Source organism: Micromonospora ureilytica, from assembly GCF_015751765.1.
In the GTDB taxonomy this organism is placed as follows: Bacteria; Actinomycetota; Actinomycetes; order Mycobacteriales; family Micromonosporaceae; genus Micromonospora; species Micromonospora ureilytica.
This window is the reverse complement of the sequence record NZ_JADOTX010000001.1, coordinates 916,843-932,672: the sequence shown is the minus strand read 5'-3', so window position 1 is coordinate 932,672 and position 15,830 is coordinate 916,843. Positions and strand designations below refer to the sequence as shown.

The 15,830-nt window shown below is 71.4% G+C and carries 5 protein-coding genes; 3 read left to right on the top strand and 2 right to left on the bottom strand.

Annotation, left to right across the window (positions count from 1 at the left end):
* Window positions 1-6: 6 nt before the first annotated feature.
* On the bottom strand, window positions 7-6,948 hold the full coding sequence (locus tag IW248_RS04080; RefSeq protein ID WP_196925715.1) for a non-ribosomal peptide synthetase/MFS transporter: 6,942 nt from the start codon (window positions 6,946-6,948) through the stop codon (window positions 7-9).
* Between the two features lie 424 nt (window positions 6,949-7,372).
* Here IW248_RS04080 and IW248_RS04075 point away from each other — a divergent pair, with 424 nt between their 5' ends.
* The 3 genes from IW248_RS04075 to IW248_RS04065 all read left to right on the top strand — a co-directional run bounded on the left by IW248_RS04075 (window position 7,373) and on the right by IW248_RS04065 (window position 14,181).
* A complete protein-coding gene (locus IW248_RS04075; RefSeq protein WP_196925714.1) occupies window positions 7,373-8,578 on the top strand; it encodes an esterase-like activity of phytase family protein in 1,206 nt (401 codons plus the stop codon).
* A gap of 351 nt (window positions 8,579-8,929) precedes the next feature.
* Window positions 8,930-12,841 (top strand): Pls/PosA family non-ribosomal peptide synthetase, encoded by a 3,912-nt coding sequence (locus tag IW248_RS04070; RefSeq protein ID WP_372432754.1) that lies wholly within the window; start codon window positions 8,930-8,932, stop codon window positions 12,839-12,841.
* A complete protein-coding gene (locus IW248_RS04065) occupies window positions 12,838-14,181 on the top strand; it encodes a M1 family metallopeptidase (protein ID WP_196925712.1) in 1,344 nt (447 codons plus the stop codon). Before IW248_RS04070 ends, IW248_RS04065 begins: the two co-directional genes overlap by 4 nt.
* 89 nt (window positions 14,182-14,270) lie before the next feature.
* On the opposite strand, the gene IW248_RS04060 is transcribed toward IW248_RS04065, so the two are convergent.
* The gene (locus IW248_RS04060; RefSeq protein ID WP_231396170.1) at window positions 14,271-15,542 is read right to left on the bottom strand and encodes a CehA/McbA family metallohydrolase; all 1,272 of its coding nucleotides are present in this window, start codon (window positions 15,540-15,542) and stop codon (window positions 14,271-14,273) included.
* Between the last annotated feature and the right edge of the window lie 288 nt (window positions 15,543-15,830).

The window sequence follows — 15,830 nt, the reverse complement described above, 5'->3', positions numbered from 1 at the left end:
TGGGTGTCAGCGGGGGGTGGACAGGGCTGCGTCGGCCGCGCGCTGCAGGTCGTCGCGGGAGCCGATCTCGGCGGGTGGGAGGGCGTCGGGTAGGTCGTCCTCGAGCAGGCGCAGCCGGCGGTCGAGCCAGCCCCGAACGGCCCACGCGAGTTGCAGCAGGCCGCTGACGGTCACCAGCAGCGCGAGTCCGCGTCCGGGTCCGGTGCCGAGCACCTCGCCGACGGTGCCGGCGAGAGGGCCGCCGGGTTCGAGCAGTGGTTGGACGTACCGTTCGGCGAGTGGGCCGACCACCAGGTAGCCGATCGGCATGGTGAGCATCATCAGCGAGATGAAGATCGACAGGACGCGGCCCTGCAACTCGAAGCCGACCTTCGTCTGCACGACGGCGATCCAGTGCCCCTCGGCGAGCGACTCGCCGAAGGTCAGCAGGAACATGCCCACGATCACCCACACCGGGCTGGCGCCGAGCCCGACGACGGTCATCGCGATGCTCGCCAGGCCCATGAAGAGGATGAGGCCGTGGGCGCGGCGGACGGTTCCGCCCCAGACGCCCATGACGACACTGCCGGCGAGCCCTCCGACGCCCCCGGCGCCCAGGGCCAGACCGAGCACCGCGGGGCTCTGCTCGATGAGCAGCATCGGGGTGATGACGGCGAAGCCGAGCGTGTAAAAGGCATGGTCGACGATGAAGAACCGCAACGCGGCCCGTAGGCCAGGGCGGCGGATGATGTAGCGCCAGCCGTTGGCGATCTCGGTGCGGAACGCCTCTTCCCGGCGATGGAACATCAGGTTCGGGAACCGCACGAGCAGGAGGGACAGCACCCCGGCGATGAAGGTGGCGGTGTCGATGAGCAGCACGCCGGGAACACCGACGGTGGCGATCAGGCCGGCGCCGAGCAGCGGGGCGAACACGGTGCCGACCGAGACACCGAGCTGGCTGATGCCGTTGGCGTGCCCGAGGAACCGTTTGGGCACCAGTTGGGCGACGGCCGCGAGGTAGGCGGGCCGTTGGAACGCGCCAGCCATCGAGGTGACCGACACCGCCAGGTAGATCTGCCAGAGCTGCAGGCCGCCACCGGCGAACACCGCAACGGCCAGCGTCACCATGGACAGGCCCGCGACCGTGTCGCTGGCGAGCATCACCCGTCGCCGGTCCCAACGGTCGGCGACCGCGCCGGCGATCGGCCCGACGAGAATGCCGGGCAGCAGACCTATCGCGTTGACGACGGCGAAGTCGGTGAGGGATCCGGTGCGTTGGAAGACCCAGATGCTGAGTACGAGAGCGCTGAGCCCACTGCCGATCATCGAGAGGAACTGACCGGCAGCGACGGTCGCGAAGCGCGCGAGACTCGGCGCCGGCCCCGCCTGCTGATCCTGTGGCAACGGTTCGGTCGTCGCGCCGCCCGCGAACGCCACGAGCTCGGCAGCCAGCGGCTGCGCGTGCGACTTGACGAAGAAGTGCCCGGCCTTGGGCAGGACCGCGAGGCGCACACCGCCCTCGGCGAAGTGCTCCCACTCGTGGAAGCGCTCCTGGTAGTGCTCGGTCACCCGGTCGCGTGAGCCCACGACGGCCAGTACGGGAGCCTTCAGTCTGGCGGTCTGCCCCCCGTAGGCGGTGGTGAAGAACTCCTCGGCGTCGCGGGCGTCGTGGCGGACGTTGCGTAGGACGAACGCCTGCTGCTGCGGGTCGTCCACGTCGGTGAAGCCGCCGCGGCCCCGCAGGTAGGCCAGGTACTCGCGGTCCGAGGTGAGCGCGTCGGTCGGCACGAACCGGTAGAACCAGTCGAAGACTCGTCCCGGCAGCCGGGCCGTCGGGAAGCCCGCGCCGAGCGCCACACCCGCGAGCTCGATGCCCGCCTCCTCGGCGCGCCGTGCGATTTGCATGGTGACGGCGACGCCGAGGCAGTGGCCGTACAGCAGCACCGGTCCGCTGACCTCCCGCAGCTCGGCGAGCACCCGCTCGGCGACCTCGGCCGAGGGCAGCAGCGGCTCGTCGGGGCGGGCGTAGTCGTGTCCGGGCAGCTCGACGGCCAGTAGCGCCCAGGTGGATGGCAGCGCGTCCGCCAGCGGCTGGTAGGCGACCGCGCTGCCGCCCGAGTACGGGACGCCGACGACGGTCACGCCACCGGCGGCGAGGTCCGCGTCGTGCGGGGTGAGCCGGTGCAGCATCCGCCGCTCGGCGGGCGGGTTCTCCACGCGGCTGTCCAGCAGTGCCGCGAGTCGGCGTACGGTCGGTTGCTGGTAGAGGTCGAGCAGCGTGGGCGCCGGCGTGATCTGCCGGACCACCTTCAGCGCCGCGAACGAGTCCCCGCCGAGGGCGAAGAAGCTGTCGTCAAGACCGATGTCGGCGACACCGAGCACTGCAGACCATGCCTCGGCGATCGCCTTCTCCCGTGGTGTCTCCGGCGCGGGGCCGGCCAGTGTGGCAGCGGTCTGCGGCGGTGCGGGCAGACGGCGCCTGTCGAGCTTGCCGTTGGGTGTCAACGGCAGCGCGCTCAGGGTCAGCACGCGGGCGGGGACCATGTGCACGGGCAGGGCGCGGCCCAACGCGTCGCGGAGCACGGCCTCGTCGGCCTCCTCGCCTGTCGCCGTGACCACGTATCCGATCAGCCGGGCGATACCCGAGGTCGGGGTGTGCACGGCGACCGCGCAGGACGAGATGCCCGGCAGGGCGCCCAGCGCGGCTTCCACCTCACCCAGTTCGATCCGGTAGCCGTTGACCTTGACCTGGTCGTCGAGGCGGCCGAGGAAGTCGACTGTGCCGTCGGCGTGAAAGCGGGCGGCGTCGCCGGAGCGGTACATGCGGGCCCCGGCTTCCGGGGCGTAAGGGTCGTCGATGAAACGTTCGGCGGTCAGCTCGGGTCGCTGGTGGTATCCGGGGGCGACACCGGCTCCACCCAGGTACAGCTCGCCGACGACACCTGCGGGTACCGGCTCGCCGTGGGCGTCCAGCACGTACACGCGGTTGCGGGGAAACGGGCGCCCGATCGGCAGCGGCGCCTCGGAGGGCAGGTGCGCCGCGGAGCCGTCGAACCATACGTTGTCGACTGTCACCTCGGTCACGCCGTACGCGTTGACCACCCGGCCGTGCGGCCCGACCAGGCGGCGGGCCAGCTCGTACTCGTGCACGTGCCACTTCTCGCCGCCGCCGATGAGCATCCGCAGCCAGGAAAGACCCGCGCCGGTTCGGTCAGCGTGCGCGAGCAGCCCGCGCAGCACGGCCGGGACCAGTTCGGTGCACTCGACCCGTTCGGTGCGCATCAGCTCGTACAGGTCGGCCGGGTCGAGCAGCGTCTCCCGGGGCACGACGACCAGCCGCCCGCCGGTGGTGTGCGCCCGCAGCGTCTCCCCGACGAACATGTCGAAGGAGAAGCTGGCCGCCTGCTGGTACGTCCACTCCGGACGGAGATCGTAGGCGCGCTGCCACATGTCGGCGGCGTGTACCAGGTTGCGGTGTGTCACGACGACGCCCTTGGCCATGCCAGTGGAGCCGGATGTGTAGATGACGTATGCCGGGTCGTCCGCGGCGGCGGCCGGCGGCAGGTCGCTGCCGTCGCCTGGTAGCGGGTCCCGCAGGTACGCGGCGTCAATCGACACGGTGGCACCGCTGTCGGCGAGCATGTAGTCGAGCCGTTCGCGCGGGTAGGCAGGGTCGAGCGGCACGTAGGCAGCTCCCGCCTTGAGTACGCCCCACATCGCGACGAACAGGTCGAGGCCCCGGTCGAGGCAGATCGCCACGCGGTCGCCGGGTTGGACACCTGCGGCCCGTAACCGCCGGGCGATGCGGTTGGCCCGCATGTTCACGTCGCCGTAGCTCATCGTGTCGCCGCGAAACGTCAGCGCCGGCGCGTCGGGTGTGGCTGCGGCGTGCCGCTCGAACAGCTCGTGGACCGTCGTCGCGTCCGGAACGGGTGCCGCGACGTCGTTCCAGTCGCGCAGGATCCGGTGCCGCTCCTCGGCGGTCAGCAGCGGCAGGCGTAGTACGTCGGTATCCGGGTCGCTCGCGGCGGCGGCCAGCAGGGTGAGCAGGTGGTCGGCCAGCGCCGCCATCCGTGGCTCGTCGAACAGTTCGGTGGCGTAGTCGATGGTGAGCAGCGGTCCGTCGGTCGGGAAGTCCAAGCCGACGGCGAGGTCCACCATGGTGGCGGCGGGCGGGAGTTCTCCGGCGTACCGGATGGCGGTGTCGTTCGGCGCCGGCGTGTTGTGCACGGTGAGCATGACCGGGCTGACCCGGTTCCGGTTGCCGCTGCCGGGCCGCGCCAACGCGTCGACCAGATCGGGAAGGGCGAGTGTCTGGTGGTCGAGGTCGGCCAGGACGGCGTCGCGGACTCGTGCGACCAGCTGGGCGAACGTCGGTGCGCCGGTCACGTCGCCTCGCATGGGCAGGATGTTGAGCAGCGGCCCGACCAGGGCGGCCTCGCCCGGTCCGGTGCGCCCGGCGACCGGCGTCAGCACGGTCACGTCGGTTCGGCCGGTGTAGCGGGCGAGGACCGTCTGCAGCCCGGCGAGCACCACCATGAACAGGCTCGCGCGCTCGCCTCGGCCGTAGGTGCGCAGCCGCTCCAATAGCATGGGGTCGACGTGACGGGTCAGCCGCGCGGCGGCGAAGGACCGGGCTACCGGGCGCGGCCGGTCGGCGGGCAGTTCCAGGTCGAGGTCCGCGTCGACGAACCGCTGCCGCCAGTACTCCCGCAGGTCCGCGTCGGAGCGGGCGGCCGTGTTCCGCGCCGCCAGATCGGGCAGCGCGACGGCAGGGGCCAGGTCGGGCTCCGCACCGGTTCGGGCGGCGCGGTACAGCGCGGCCAACTCCTCCCCGACGACAGTGGCGGACCAGCCGTCGAACACCAGATGATGCACGAGAAGAACCAGCTCCGTGCCGTCGGCGCCCAGGTACGCCCGCGCGAGCGGCCCGGCGGCGAGGTCGAACTTCGCCTTGACCGGCTCCCCCTGCGCCAGCTCGAGCAGGGCGTCGGAGCCGATCACCATCCGCGGCTCTGCACCGTCGTCGGGAAACCGGGCGCGCAGCAGTGGGTGCCGACGAGCCAGCGCAGTGAGGGCTCGGGCCAGCGCGGCGGGGTCGACCCGCTCGGCGAAGCGGTAGCGGATGCCCAGGGTGTGCGCGGGCAGGGCGGCGCAGACCTGCTCGGCGATCCAGAAGTCCCGCTGCAGTGAGCTCAGCGCCACCGGGACGCCCTCGGCCACGGCGACCGTCTCGGTCGCCCCGCCGGTTCCGACGCTCGTGACCAGATTCGCCACCTCCGCCAGGGTGGGCGCCGCGTACAGCCGGCTCAGCGTCAGCTGCACGCCGTGCTCGTGCCGCAGGGCGCTGATCATGCGTATGGCGTCGAGCGAGTCGCCGCCGAGTGCGAGGAAGTCGTCGTTCTGGCGTACCTGCGGGATACCGAGCACCGCCGTCCAGATCCGGGCCACCGCGCGCTGCGCTGGGGTGAGGTCGGTGTCCACGACCGGGCCGTCCGGGACAACCGCGGCCAGGGCCCGTCGATCGACCTTGCCCTGCACGGTGATCGGCAGGCGGTCGTGGCGCACCAGAGCAGCCGGGACCAGGTACGCGGGGAGCACTTCGGCCAGGGCGGCGCGAACCGCGATCAGGTCGATCCCGCGGTCGGCCACCACGTGTCCGGTCAGCCGCGCCTGGCCGCCCCGCTCACCGAGCAACACAACGGCGTCCTCGATGCCCGGCGCGGTCCGCAGGGCCGCCTCAATCTCCCCCGGCTCCACCCGGAAGCCACGGATCTTCATCTGCTCGTCGAGGCGCCCCAGGAACTCCAGCGACCCGTCCGCGGCGCGGCGCACCCGGTCCCCAGTGCGGTACTCACGGCCGTTAGGCCCCGGCCGGAAACGCTCGGTGGTCAGGTCCGGCCGGCGCAGGTACCCGGTGGCGACCTGGGCTCCGCCGATCGCCAACTCCCCGGCTTCACCGTCGGGGGCCTCGGCGCCGTCCGCGGCGAGTACTCGACAGGTGAGGCCGGGCAATGGGTGCCCGATCGGCACGGCGTCGCCGGCCCAGTCGGTCAGGTCGGCGACGGTGGCGACGACTGTGGTCTCGGTCGGCCCGTAGGTGTTGAGCAGTCGTACCCCGGGACCGGCGGCACGCTGCCACCGGCGCACCGCGTCGGGCCGCGCGGCCTCGCCCCCGATGATCGCCAGCCGGATCGTGGCGGGCAGGGTCGCCTCGCCACGGTCCAGGGCGGCGACCAGGTCGTGCCAGTACGCGGTCGGCAGGTCCAGCACGGTGATGCCGAGTCCCGCGCAGCCGTCCAGGAACAGGTCGGGGCGACTGATCATGTCATCATCGCGCAGCACGACGGCTGCCCCGCAGGTCAGCGCCGGGAAGATCTCCTCGACGCTGGCGTCGAAGCTCAGCGACGCGAACTGCAGGACGCGGTCGGCGGCGGTGAGCTCGTAGCGCTGCCGGGCGGCGGCGCAGAACGCGGCGAGCGCGGACGTCGGCACGACCACGCCCTTGGGCCGCCCGGTCGACCCCGACGTGTACACGACGTACGCCGCTCCCGTGCCAGCCGCCGCGTGCGCTTCTGCTCCGACCGGGGTGTCCGTCGCGGCGACGCCGTCCGGGCTGATGACCGCGCGGGGCCTCGCGTCGGCGAGGATGAGCTCCTGGCGTTCCGCGGGATAGGCCGGGTCGATGGGCACGTAGCCCGCGCCCACCCGCAGGACCGCCAGCATCGCCACGATCGCGTCCCGGCTACGCGGCATGCGCAGCCCCACCAGGTCGCCGTCCGACACCCCGGCCACCGTCAACTCCGCTACCCGCTCCTCGACGCGGGCAACCAGCTCCGCGTAGGTCAGGTCTCCCGCGCCGTCAACCACCGCCGTAGCCGCGGGCCGGCGGTGGGCCCGCGCGACGATCGCCCGCCACAGTGGACCCTCCCCCACCGGTGATGTGCGGATGCCAATGGCCTGACTCATGAAGGGCTCCCGGGTGTCGCAGACAGCGAAAGGCGTGCCGGCGCAAGACCCTAGGGATCAACTGAGGTTCGCGGATGAACACCGACCGACACCCGGAAGGACCTTGATCACGGGCACGTTCACCTGATGAACGCCACGGCCTACCGCCCAACGCCGCCGCCGCCTGCGGGAACATCGTTGTCGCACAACGGTTGCGATGAACTGCGCGTGAACTCGACGACGTGGGAGTGGGGTCGTGGTTGCGCTGCCCCTGTTGCCTCGCTGACCACGGACACGCGCTCGCCCCGAGGTCGCCTTGAAGGTCACCGCACGGTTCGGGCGCGGATTCCCTTTGGCCAGTCCGAATTCACCGCGTCTCTCTACCTTGCGATCGGATCACTACCGCGAAGTAGCTGGTCCTTCGTTCCCGACGAAATGAGGACTGATGGCAGTAAGCAAGCGGGTGGGCCTGGGTGCTGCGGTGGCCGCGCTGATCCTGACGCTGCCGGGCGCCGCGTCCGCCACCGAGCGGAGCACGTGGAACCGGGCCGAGTTGACCAAGTTCGCCATGCTGCCGGCGGCGACCTTCGTTCCCGGCAGCGAACCGTCCGGCTCGTCGCTCGGCACTGCCCCCATCAACGGCATCACCCCGCCGTTCGTCGACCAACCGGTCCAGGGGTTCAGCGGCGTCCTGCGCAACACCGACGGCACCTTCGACGTGTTGTCGGACAACGGCTTCGGCAACAAGGCCAACAGTGCCGACTTCCTGCTGCGTGTCCAGCGGGTCGCGCCCGGCTTCGCCGGCGGCGCCGTCGACGTTGTCGGCGGCATCAACCTGACCGACCCGTACGGCAAGGTTCCGTTCGCTCTCACCCGCGCCGACCGGGTGCTCACCGGTGCCGATTTCGACGTCGAGTCGATCACTCGGACGGCCGACGGCACCTACTGGATCGGTGACGAATTCGGTCCGTATCTGCTGCACTTCGACCGGGCGGGCCGCCTACTGCAGGCGCCGGTGCCACTGCCGGGGGTGTTCGCTCCCGAGAACCCGACCCGCGGTACGACCCCGGCCAACCTCGCCAGCAGCAAGGGCTTCGAGGGCATGGCCCAGTCACCGGACGGCGCCACGCTCTATCCGCTGCTGGAGGGCACGGTCGCGGGCGACCCGACGGGCACACTCCGGCTCAACGAGTTCGACGTCAGGACCAACGCTTACACCGGTCGGCGCTGGACCTACGCGCTCGACGCTGCCGACCACGCGATCGGCGACGCGATCATGGTCGACCGCGACCGGTTCCTGATCATCGAGCGGGACAACGGTCAGGGTGAGACGGCGAAGGTGAAGAGGATCTACCTGGCCGACAAGCGCGACCGGAACCGGGACGGGCGCCTCGACAAGACGCTGGTCGCCGACCTGATGAACATCGCCAACCCGCGACACGTCGGCGGGTTCGCCAGCACCTTCACGTTCCCGTTCCAGACCATCGAGGACGTGGTGATCCTCGACGACCAAACGATCGCCGTCCTCAACGACAACAACTTCCCGTCCTCCTCGGGCCGCACGGCCGGCCAAGCGGACAACAACGAGTTCATCGTGATCAAGCTGGACCGCCGCCTGGATGCCGACAAGCGCATCCTGCGTCGCTACTGACCCGGACGCCAGGGGTGGGTGGCCTGATCCGCCGCCCACCCCGTACGGGCCAGCCGCTCCAGCAGGTGAACTTTGCGCAAACGAGTGAATGTCGAGTCGATGTCCGGGGCACTACCCGTGAAGACACCGAAGGCGACGTGCGAGGTGTGTGATGACCGAACCCGCAGTGGCGTGTCGCAGCCGTTCGACGTTCCCGCAGCGGGTCGCTGTGGTGGTGGACACGATGCCGTTGCTTGACCATCGCTTGCGGCCTGGTGCGACGTAGCGTTGAGGGCTGCCCAGGGCGGCCCGCATGCCGCGCGCCTGGTCGACGCCGATCCGCACGACGAAAATGGTGAACGCCGGGTGCCCGTGACGAGTGAACCCCAGGTGGTCGCGCTACCGCCGTCAGCAGCCACACCAACGATCCCCGCGGTGTTCCGATCCGCTTCGGCCCCGGCCCGCCGCACGCTTGTCGACATTCTCGACGACTCCGTGCGCGCGCACGCCGACGCAGGTGCGCTCGACAGCGGTGCCACCACATTGACGTACCGCGACCTGGCCGATGAGGTCGAGGCCGTCCGGAGGTCGCTCTACGGGCACGGCATCGGTGTCGGCGACCGCGTGGGCGTCCGTATCTCATCCGGTACGGCTGAGCTGTACCTGGCGATCCTCGGCGTTCTCGCGGCGGGCGCCGCCTACGTGCCGGTCGACGCGGACGATCCCGAGGAACGCGCCGAGCTCGTTTTCGCCGAGGCGGGGGTCGTTGCGGTCCTCGGTGACGGGCTGGCGGTGTCGCTGCGTCGTACCCCCGCGGGTCGGACCGGCCGGCCCGGCCCGGACGACGACGCCTGGATCATCTTCACCTCCGGCTCGACGGGCACCCCGAAGGGGGTGGCGGTCAGCCACGGCGCGGCGGCGGCTTTCGTGGACGCCGAGGCGCGGTTGTTCCTCGCCGACGAGGCGAGCGAGGCGATCGGCCCGCAGGATCGGGTGCTGGCCGGGCTGTCGGTGGCGTTCGACGCGTCCTGTGAGGAGATGTGGTTGGCGTGGCGGCACGGCGCGTGTCTGGTGCCGGCCGCGCGGTCGCTGGTCCGCAGCGGTGTCGACCTCGGTCCGTGGTTGGCCGAGCAGCGCATCTCGGTGGTGTCGACGGTGCCGACGCTGGCTGCGCTGTGGCCGGTCGAGGCGTTGGAGGAGGTGCGGCTGCTGATCTTCGGTGGGGAGGCCTGCCCGCCGGAGCTCGTGCAGCGCTTGGCGGTCGAGGGTCGCGAGGTCTGGAACACGTACGGGCCGACCGAGGCGACGGTGGTCGCGTGCGCCGCGCGGATGACCGGCGAGGGACCCGTCCGCATCGGGTTACCGCTGGCCGGCTGGGAGCTAGCCGTGGTCGACGCCTCCGGCGTGCCGGTGGCGATGGGTGAGACCGGCGAGCTGGTCATCGGCGGGGTGGGGCTCGCCCGCTATCTGGATCCGGGCAAGGACGCCGAGAAGTTTGCGGCGCTGCCCACGCTCGGCTGGCAGCGGGCGTACCGCAGCGGTGACATCGTCCGGGCGGAGCCCGAAGGGCTCCTGTTCGTCGGTCGCGGCGACGAACAGGTGAAGCTCGGCGGACGCCGGATCGAGCTGGGCGAGATCGACGCCGCGCTGCAGGCGCTGCCCGACGTCGCCGGTGCCGCCGCAGCGGTGCAGCGCACCGCCGCGGGCAACCAACTGCTGGTGGGGTACGTGGTTCCGCACGACGGCGTCACCTTCGATGCGGCGACGGCGGCGCTGCGGATCCGTGAGCAACTGCCGGCCGCGCTCGTGCCGCTGCTGGCCGTGGTGGATGCGCTGCCGACCCGGACGTCCGGCAAGGTGGATCGGGCCGCGCTGCCCTGGCCACTGGCGACCGCTGAGGACGCCGCGGGCGAGCTGACCCCGACGGAGGAATGGCTCGCCGGCGGTTGGGCGGAGATCCTGGGCGTACGCCCCACCGAGGCGGACGCGGACTTCTTCACCCACGGCGGCGGCAGCCTGAACGCGGCGCAACTGGTGGCGTGGATCCGGCGCCGGCACCCGCGGGTCTCGGTGGCCGACATCTACCTCCACCCGAAACTGTCGCGGCTCGCGGCGGTGCTCGATGCGCTCGACAGTTCGGCGGCGACGCGCCGGGAGGTCCGGCCGACGCCGAGGCGCGCCGGGCTGATCCAGGCGGCGATGATGGTGCCGATAATGGCGCTGGTCGGGCTGCGCTGGCTGACCGTCCTGGCTGCCCTCGGCAACGTCTTCGCCCTGGTCGCTCCGGCGCCCTGGGCACCGGTCGTGTCCTGGTGGTGGGTGGCGTTGGGCTGGCTCCTGCTGTTCAGCCCGCTGGGCCGGATCGCCCTGGCCGCCGGAGGAGCGCGACTGCTGCTGCGCGGGGTGCGCCCCGGCAGCTATCCGCGCGGTGGCGGCGTGCACCTGCGGCTGTGGGCCGCCGAACGCCTCGCCGAGCTGACCGGCGCCACCAGCGTGGCCGGAGCATCATGGATGATCACTTACGCCCGGGCTCTCGGCGCGCAGATCGGGGCCGACGTCGACCTGCACTCCGCTCCACCGGTGACTGGCCTGCTGAAGCTGGGCCGCGGCGCGGCGATCGAGCCGGAGGTCGATCTCTCCGGTCACTGGGTGGACGGCGACGTTGTCCGCATCGGCAGGGTCCGCGTCGGTGTCGGCGCCCGGGTCGGGTCCCGCAGCACCCTGATGCCGGGCGCTCGGATCGGCAAGGGTGCCCGCGTCGCCGCGGGCTCGACGGTGGCCGGCGCCGTACCGGCCAACCAACACTGGGCCGGCTCGCCGGCCGCAGCCGCGGTTGCCAAGGATTCGGACGGGTGGCCCGGGCAGCGTCCCGCTCGATCGCGGATGGGTGCACGCCTCTGGCCGCTCGCCTACGGGATGACCGCTCAGTTGCTGGGGCTGGTCCCGGTCGTCGCCGCCCTGCCGGCGCTCGCCCTGCTCGGCTGGACGCTCGCAGTCCGACCTACTGTCGGCGCGGTGCTGGCCGCCGTCGCGGTGGCGACCGTCGCCTACGTGGTGGGCTATGCGCTGCTCGTGCTCGTGGCCGTCCGGGCGCTCAGCATCGGCCTGCGCGCCGGCTATCACGCTGTGCAGGGGCGGGTGGCGTGGCAGGTCTGGACGACCGAGCGGCTGATGGGGATGGCCCGGGTGGGGCTGTTCCCGCTCTACGCCAGCCTCTTCACACCTGTGTGGTTGCGGCTGCTGGGCGCCAAGGTGGGGCGTGGGGTGGAGGCCTCCACCGTGCTCGCACTGCCGGCGATGACCACGGTCGCCGACGGGGCCTTCCTGGCCGACGACACCATGGTCGCGACCTACGAGCTGAGTCACGGGTGGCTGCGCGTCGCTCCGGCCCGCATCGGTAAGCAGGCGTTCCTCGGCAACTCGGGAATGGCGGCGCCCGGACGTTCGGTGCCGAAGCGGGGCCTGGTCGGGGTGTTGTCGTCAGCGCCGTTCAAGGCGAAGAAGGGTTCGTCCTGGCTCGGCGCACCGCCGATGCCGCTGCGCCGGACCGTGGAGGCAGCCGACACCAGCCGCACCTTCGACCCGCCGCTCCGGCTGAAGCTGGCCCGCGCAGCGATCGAGCTGTGCCGGATCGTTCCGGTGATGTGCGCCGGCGCCCTGGCGATCGGCGTCCTGGCCGCACTCGCGCTCGTCTGGCGAGCTGCCGGGTGGTGGGCGGCCGCTCTCGCCGCCGGACCGGTGCTGCTGGGTGCGGCGATCGTCGCCGCCGCCATCGCGACGGCCGCGAAGTGGCTGCTGGTCGGGCGCTTCCGGGTCGCCGAGCGCGCGCTGTGGACCTCCTTCGTGTGGCGCAACGAGCTCGCCGACACGTTCGTCGAGGTCCTCGCCGCGCCGTGGCTGGTCCGCTTCGCGACCGGCACGCCACTGCTGACGGCGTGGCTGCGCACGCTCGGTGCGAAGATCGGCCGGGGCGTCTGGCTGGAGACCTACTGGCTGCCGGAGTACGACCTGGTGCGCCTCGGCGACGGCGCGACGGTGAACCGCGGTTGTGTGGTGCAGACCCACCTGTTCCATGATCGTGTGATGAGCATGGACCAGGTGACACTGGGCGCGGGAGCCGCGCTGGGCCCGCACGGCATCGTCCTGCCGGGCGCGAGCATCGGGGCACGGACCACCGTCGGGCCCGGTTCACTGGTGACCCGCGGCGACGCCGTGCCGTGCGACAGCCGATGGTTGGGTAACCCGATCACCACCTGGCCGGCGTCACCGGCACGGTCGGCATGAAACCAAACGCGGCGTCGGCCTCGACCGGCGCAACGCCGGGCGCCGCTCGCTCCGGCGACTCCTACCTGCCCGAGCACGGCAACGGCGGCTACCGGGTACGGCACTACGACCTCGACCTCGACTACCGGGTCGTGTCGAACCGGCTCGCCGGCCGGGCGGACATCACCGCGGCGGCTTTGCAGTCGCTCTCTCGGTTCACTCTCGATCTCGGTCGACTGCGCGTTCAGGACGTCCGAGTGAACGGGCGCCCGGCGAAGTACCTGCACCGGCCGGACAAGCTGCAGATCAAACCGGAGCGGCCGATCGGCGCCAGGGACACCTTCCGGGTCGAGGTTCGGTACGCGGGAAAGCCGGTGCCCATCTCCGGCCGGTGGGGCGAGCTCGGGTGGGAGGAACTCAGCGACGGGGTGCTCGTGGCCAGCCAGCCGAACGGATCGCCGTCGTGGTTTCCGTGTGATGACCAGCCCGGTGCCAAGGCCACCTTCCGGGTGGCAGTCACGACCTCCTCCCCGTACACCGTCCTGGTGACCGGTGATCCCGTACTCCAGCAACGGGGCGCGGGCAGCACGACCTGGGTGTACGAGCGGCGCGAGCCCACCTCGCCGTACCTGATGAGCGTGCAGATCGGACGCTACGAGATGGTTGATCTGGCTGTCGGTGAGGTGGCGCAGCGCGCGGCGATCCCGCCCGCGCTGCGCCGGCACGTCACTCACGACTTCGGCCGACACGGTGAGATCATGTCGGCGCTGCAGCGGCTCTTCGGGCCGTACCCCTTCCGGGAGTACGTCGTCGTGGTCGCCGACGACGACCTCGACGATCCGGTCGAAGCGCAGGGCATGGCGGTCTTCGGGCGAAACCACGTCGACGGGCGGCGCACGCACGAGCGGCTGATCGTGCACGAACTTGCCCACCAGTGGTTCGGCAACAGCCTCACGGTGGCGGACTGGCGGCACATCTGGCTCAACGAGGGCTTCGCCACCTACGCCGAGTGGCTGTGGTCCGGCGTCTGCGGCGACCTGTCGACAGACGCCCTGGCCGCGCGGTGGTACGGATGGGTCGCGGCTCGCCCGCGGAACGTCGTCGTCGCGGATCCGGGCGTCGACCGGATGTTCGACCCGCTGGTCTACAAGCGTGGCGCGCTGACGGTGCACGCCCTGCGGAGGAGGATCGGCGACGAGTCGTTCTTCGCGCTCCTGCGAGCCTGGGTCGCCGAACACCCACACGCGACGGTGACGACCGAGCAGTTCCGTCTGCACGCCCAACGCTTCGCCCGCGAGCCCCTGGACGATCTGTTCGGTGCCTGGCTCGACAGCCCGACGTTGCCCCCGCTACCCCGCTGAGCACCGCCCGCGAACCCGAATGCCGGTCCCGGGCGACCGACGCAGCCGACCGCGGCGGGCCCGCCGTGCCGGGACCGGCACCCTGGAGGTCAGGGCCGGAGCCACCAGGGGCTGGTGTAGGCCACCGCGAAGTCGTTACACGGGTGGCCGGCTGGGCCGGGGGTGCCGTTGGGCAGTGACGGGTCGGAGATTCGGAGCACCACCCAGTCGCCGTCGGTGACGTTGAGCGGCACGGTGAAGTCGGTGACCTGACCGTTGACGGTGTCGATGACGTCGACGACGGTCGGCGCCGAGGTGCCGGGACGGAGGACCTGGATCCGCAGGGGCTTGCCGTCCCAGGCCGAGCCGCGGTCCAGATCCAGCAGGAACCGGACGTCGCCGGAGGTCACGTTCAGTACCCCGCCCATCCGTACGCCGTTGGCGGTGGCGTCCACTCGTAGGCCCGAGACGCGCGTGGCGAAGGAACGGCGGGCGACCATCGCCTCGAACACCGCGGCGCGGGTGTTCTCGGCGACCCACAGGCCGCTGCGGCCCTTACCCTCGTGGAAGCCCCAGGTGGTGCCGTGCTCGTCGGTGACACCGGTCAGAGCCGGCCGCCAACCGGCGTTCAGACAGGCCACCAGCGGTGACGCCATACCCGACGACCAGCCCTCGAAGAGGAAGTCGTCGGTCCGGTTGAACATCTCCAACCCCACGAGCTGATCGCGGGCCGAGGCGTTGAAGGAGAAGTTGTTGAACCGGCCCGCCTCCCGACCGGGATGATTGAAGCTCGCCAGACCCCCGGGCCGGCCGGCGAGCCAGTTGTACAGGCTGCTGGGGCTGCCGGCCCGCAACAGGTCGGCGAAGTCGGAGGTGTTCCAGACGTTGATGTGCCCCTGCAACGGATGCGACCACTCGAACCCGCGGATCGCTGTGAACTGACCCGGGTCGTTGGCCGCGTTGGCAAGGTCACCTGTGGTCCGCCACTCGGACGAGCTGAGCCCGTCAATGGCGAAGAGGGTGGCGTGATCGGTCAGGGCGGCGACGTCCAGACCGGCCTCGCGCATCGAGGCGAACGCGGCCTCGGCGCTGCCGTCGCCGTCCGACATGACCGTGTGGTTGTGCATGTCGGCGTGGACCAACATCGTGCCCTGGGTGATCAGGGATGACCGGCCGGCGCCGACCGCCGCGGTCGGGGCGCCGGCCATCGTCGTGTTGGCCGCCCTGGCGGCGGTCGGTAGCGCGGCCAGCATCAGCGTCCCGCCGGCACCGGCCAGAAGCGCCCGTCGGCCGAGGCCTGCGGGGACCTCAACCTGGCCGTACGGCACGTCGTCGTCGGATCCGTGGTCGTGGTGACAGTGGTGCGGGTGATGTCCACTCATGGCTATATAGATGTTGATGGACCTGGCGGAGACCTCACACCGAGTCGTCGGTCAGGCGAACACTGCGGTACGCCTCAGTCGTGCACCAATCCGCCCCGGATACCGTCGGTTGTGGTTCGGGCCGCCGTCGGCGAGCCCGTTGACCTCCGCGGGTCGCCTGGCCACGATCATTCGTACCACCACCTCGTACGCCGACAGACCGCACCGAATCGCCACCGAGTCACCTACCCGTCAGCCCGGCATGCGACGCTCAAGCTCCGCGACCAACGGGCCACGCCACGTGGCCCC

Coding starts and splice junctions, on each gene's coding strand:
- IW248_RS04080 (WP_196925715.1), bottom strand. CDS start 6,948: ATGAGTCAGGCCATTGGCATCCGCACATCACCGGTGGGGGAGGGTCCA.
- IW248_RS04075 (WP_196925714.1), top strand. CDS start 7,373: ATGGCAGTAAGCAAGCGGGTGGGCCTGGGTGCTGCGGTGGCCGCGCTG.
- IW248_RS04065 (WP_196925712.1), top strand. CDS start 12,838: ATGAAACCAAACGCGGCGTCGGCCTCGACCGGCGCAACGCCGGGCGCC.
- IW248_RS04060 (WP_231396170.1), bottom strand. CDS start 15,542: ATGAGTGGACATCACCCGCACCACTGTCACCACGACCACGGATCCGAC.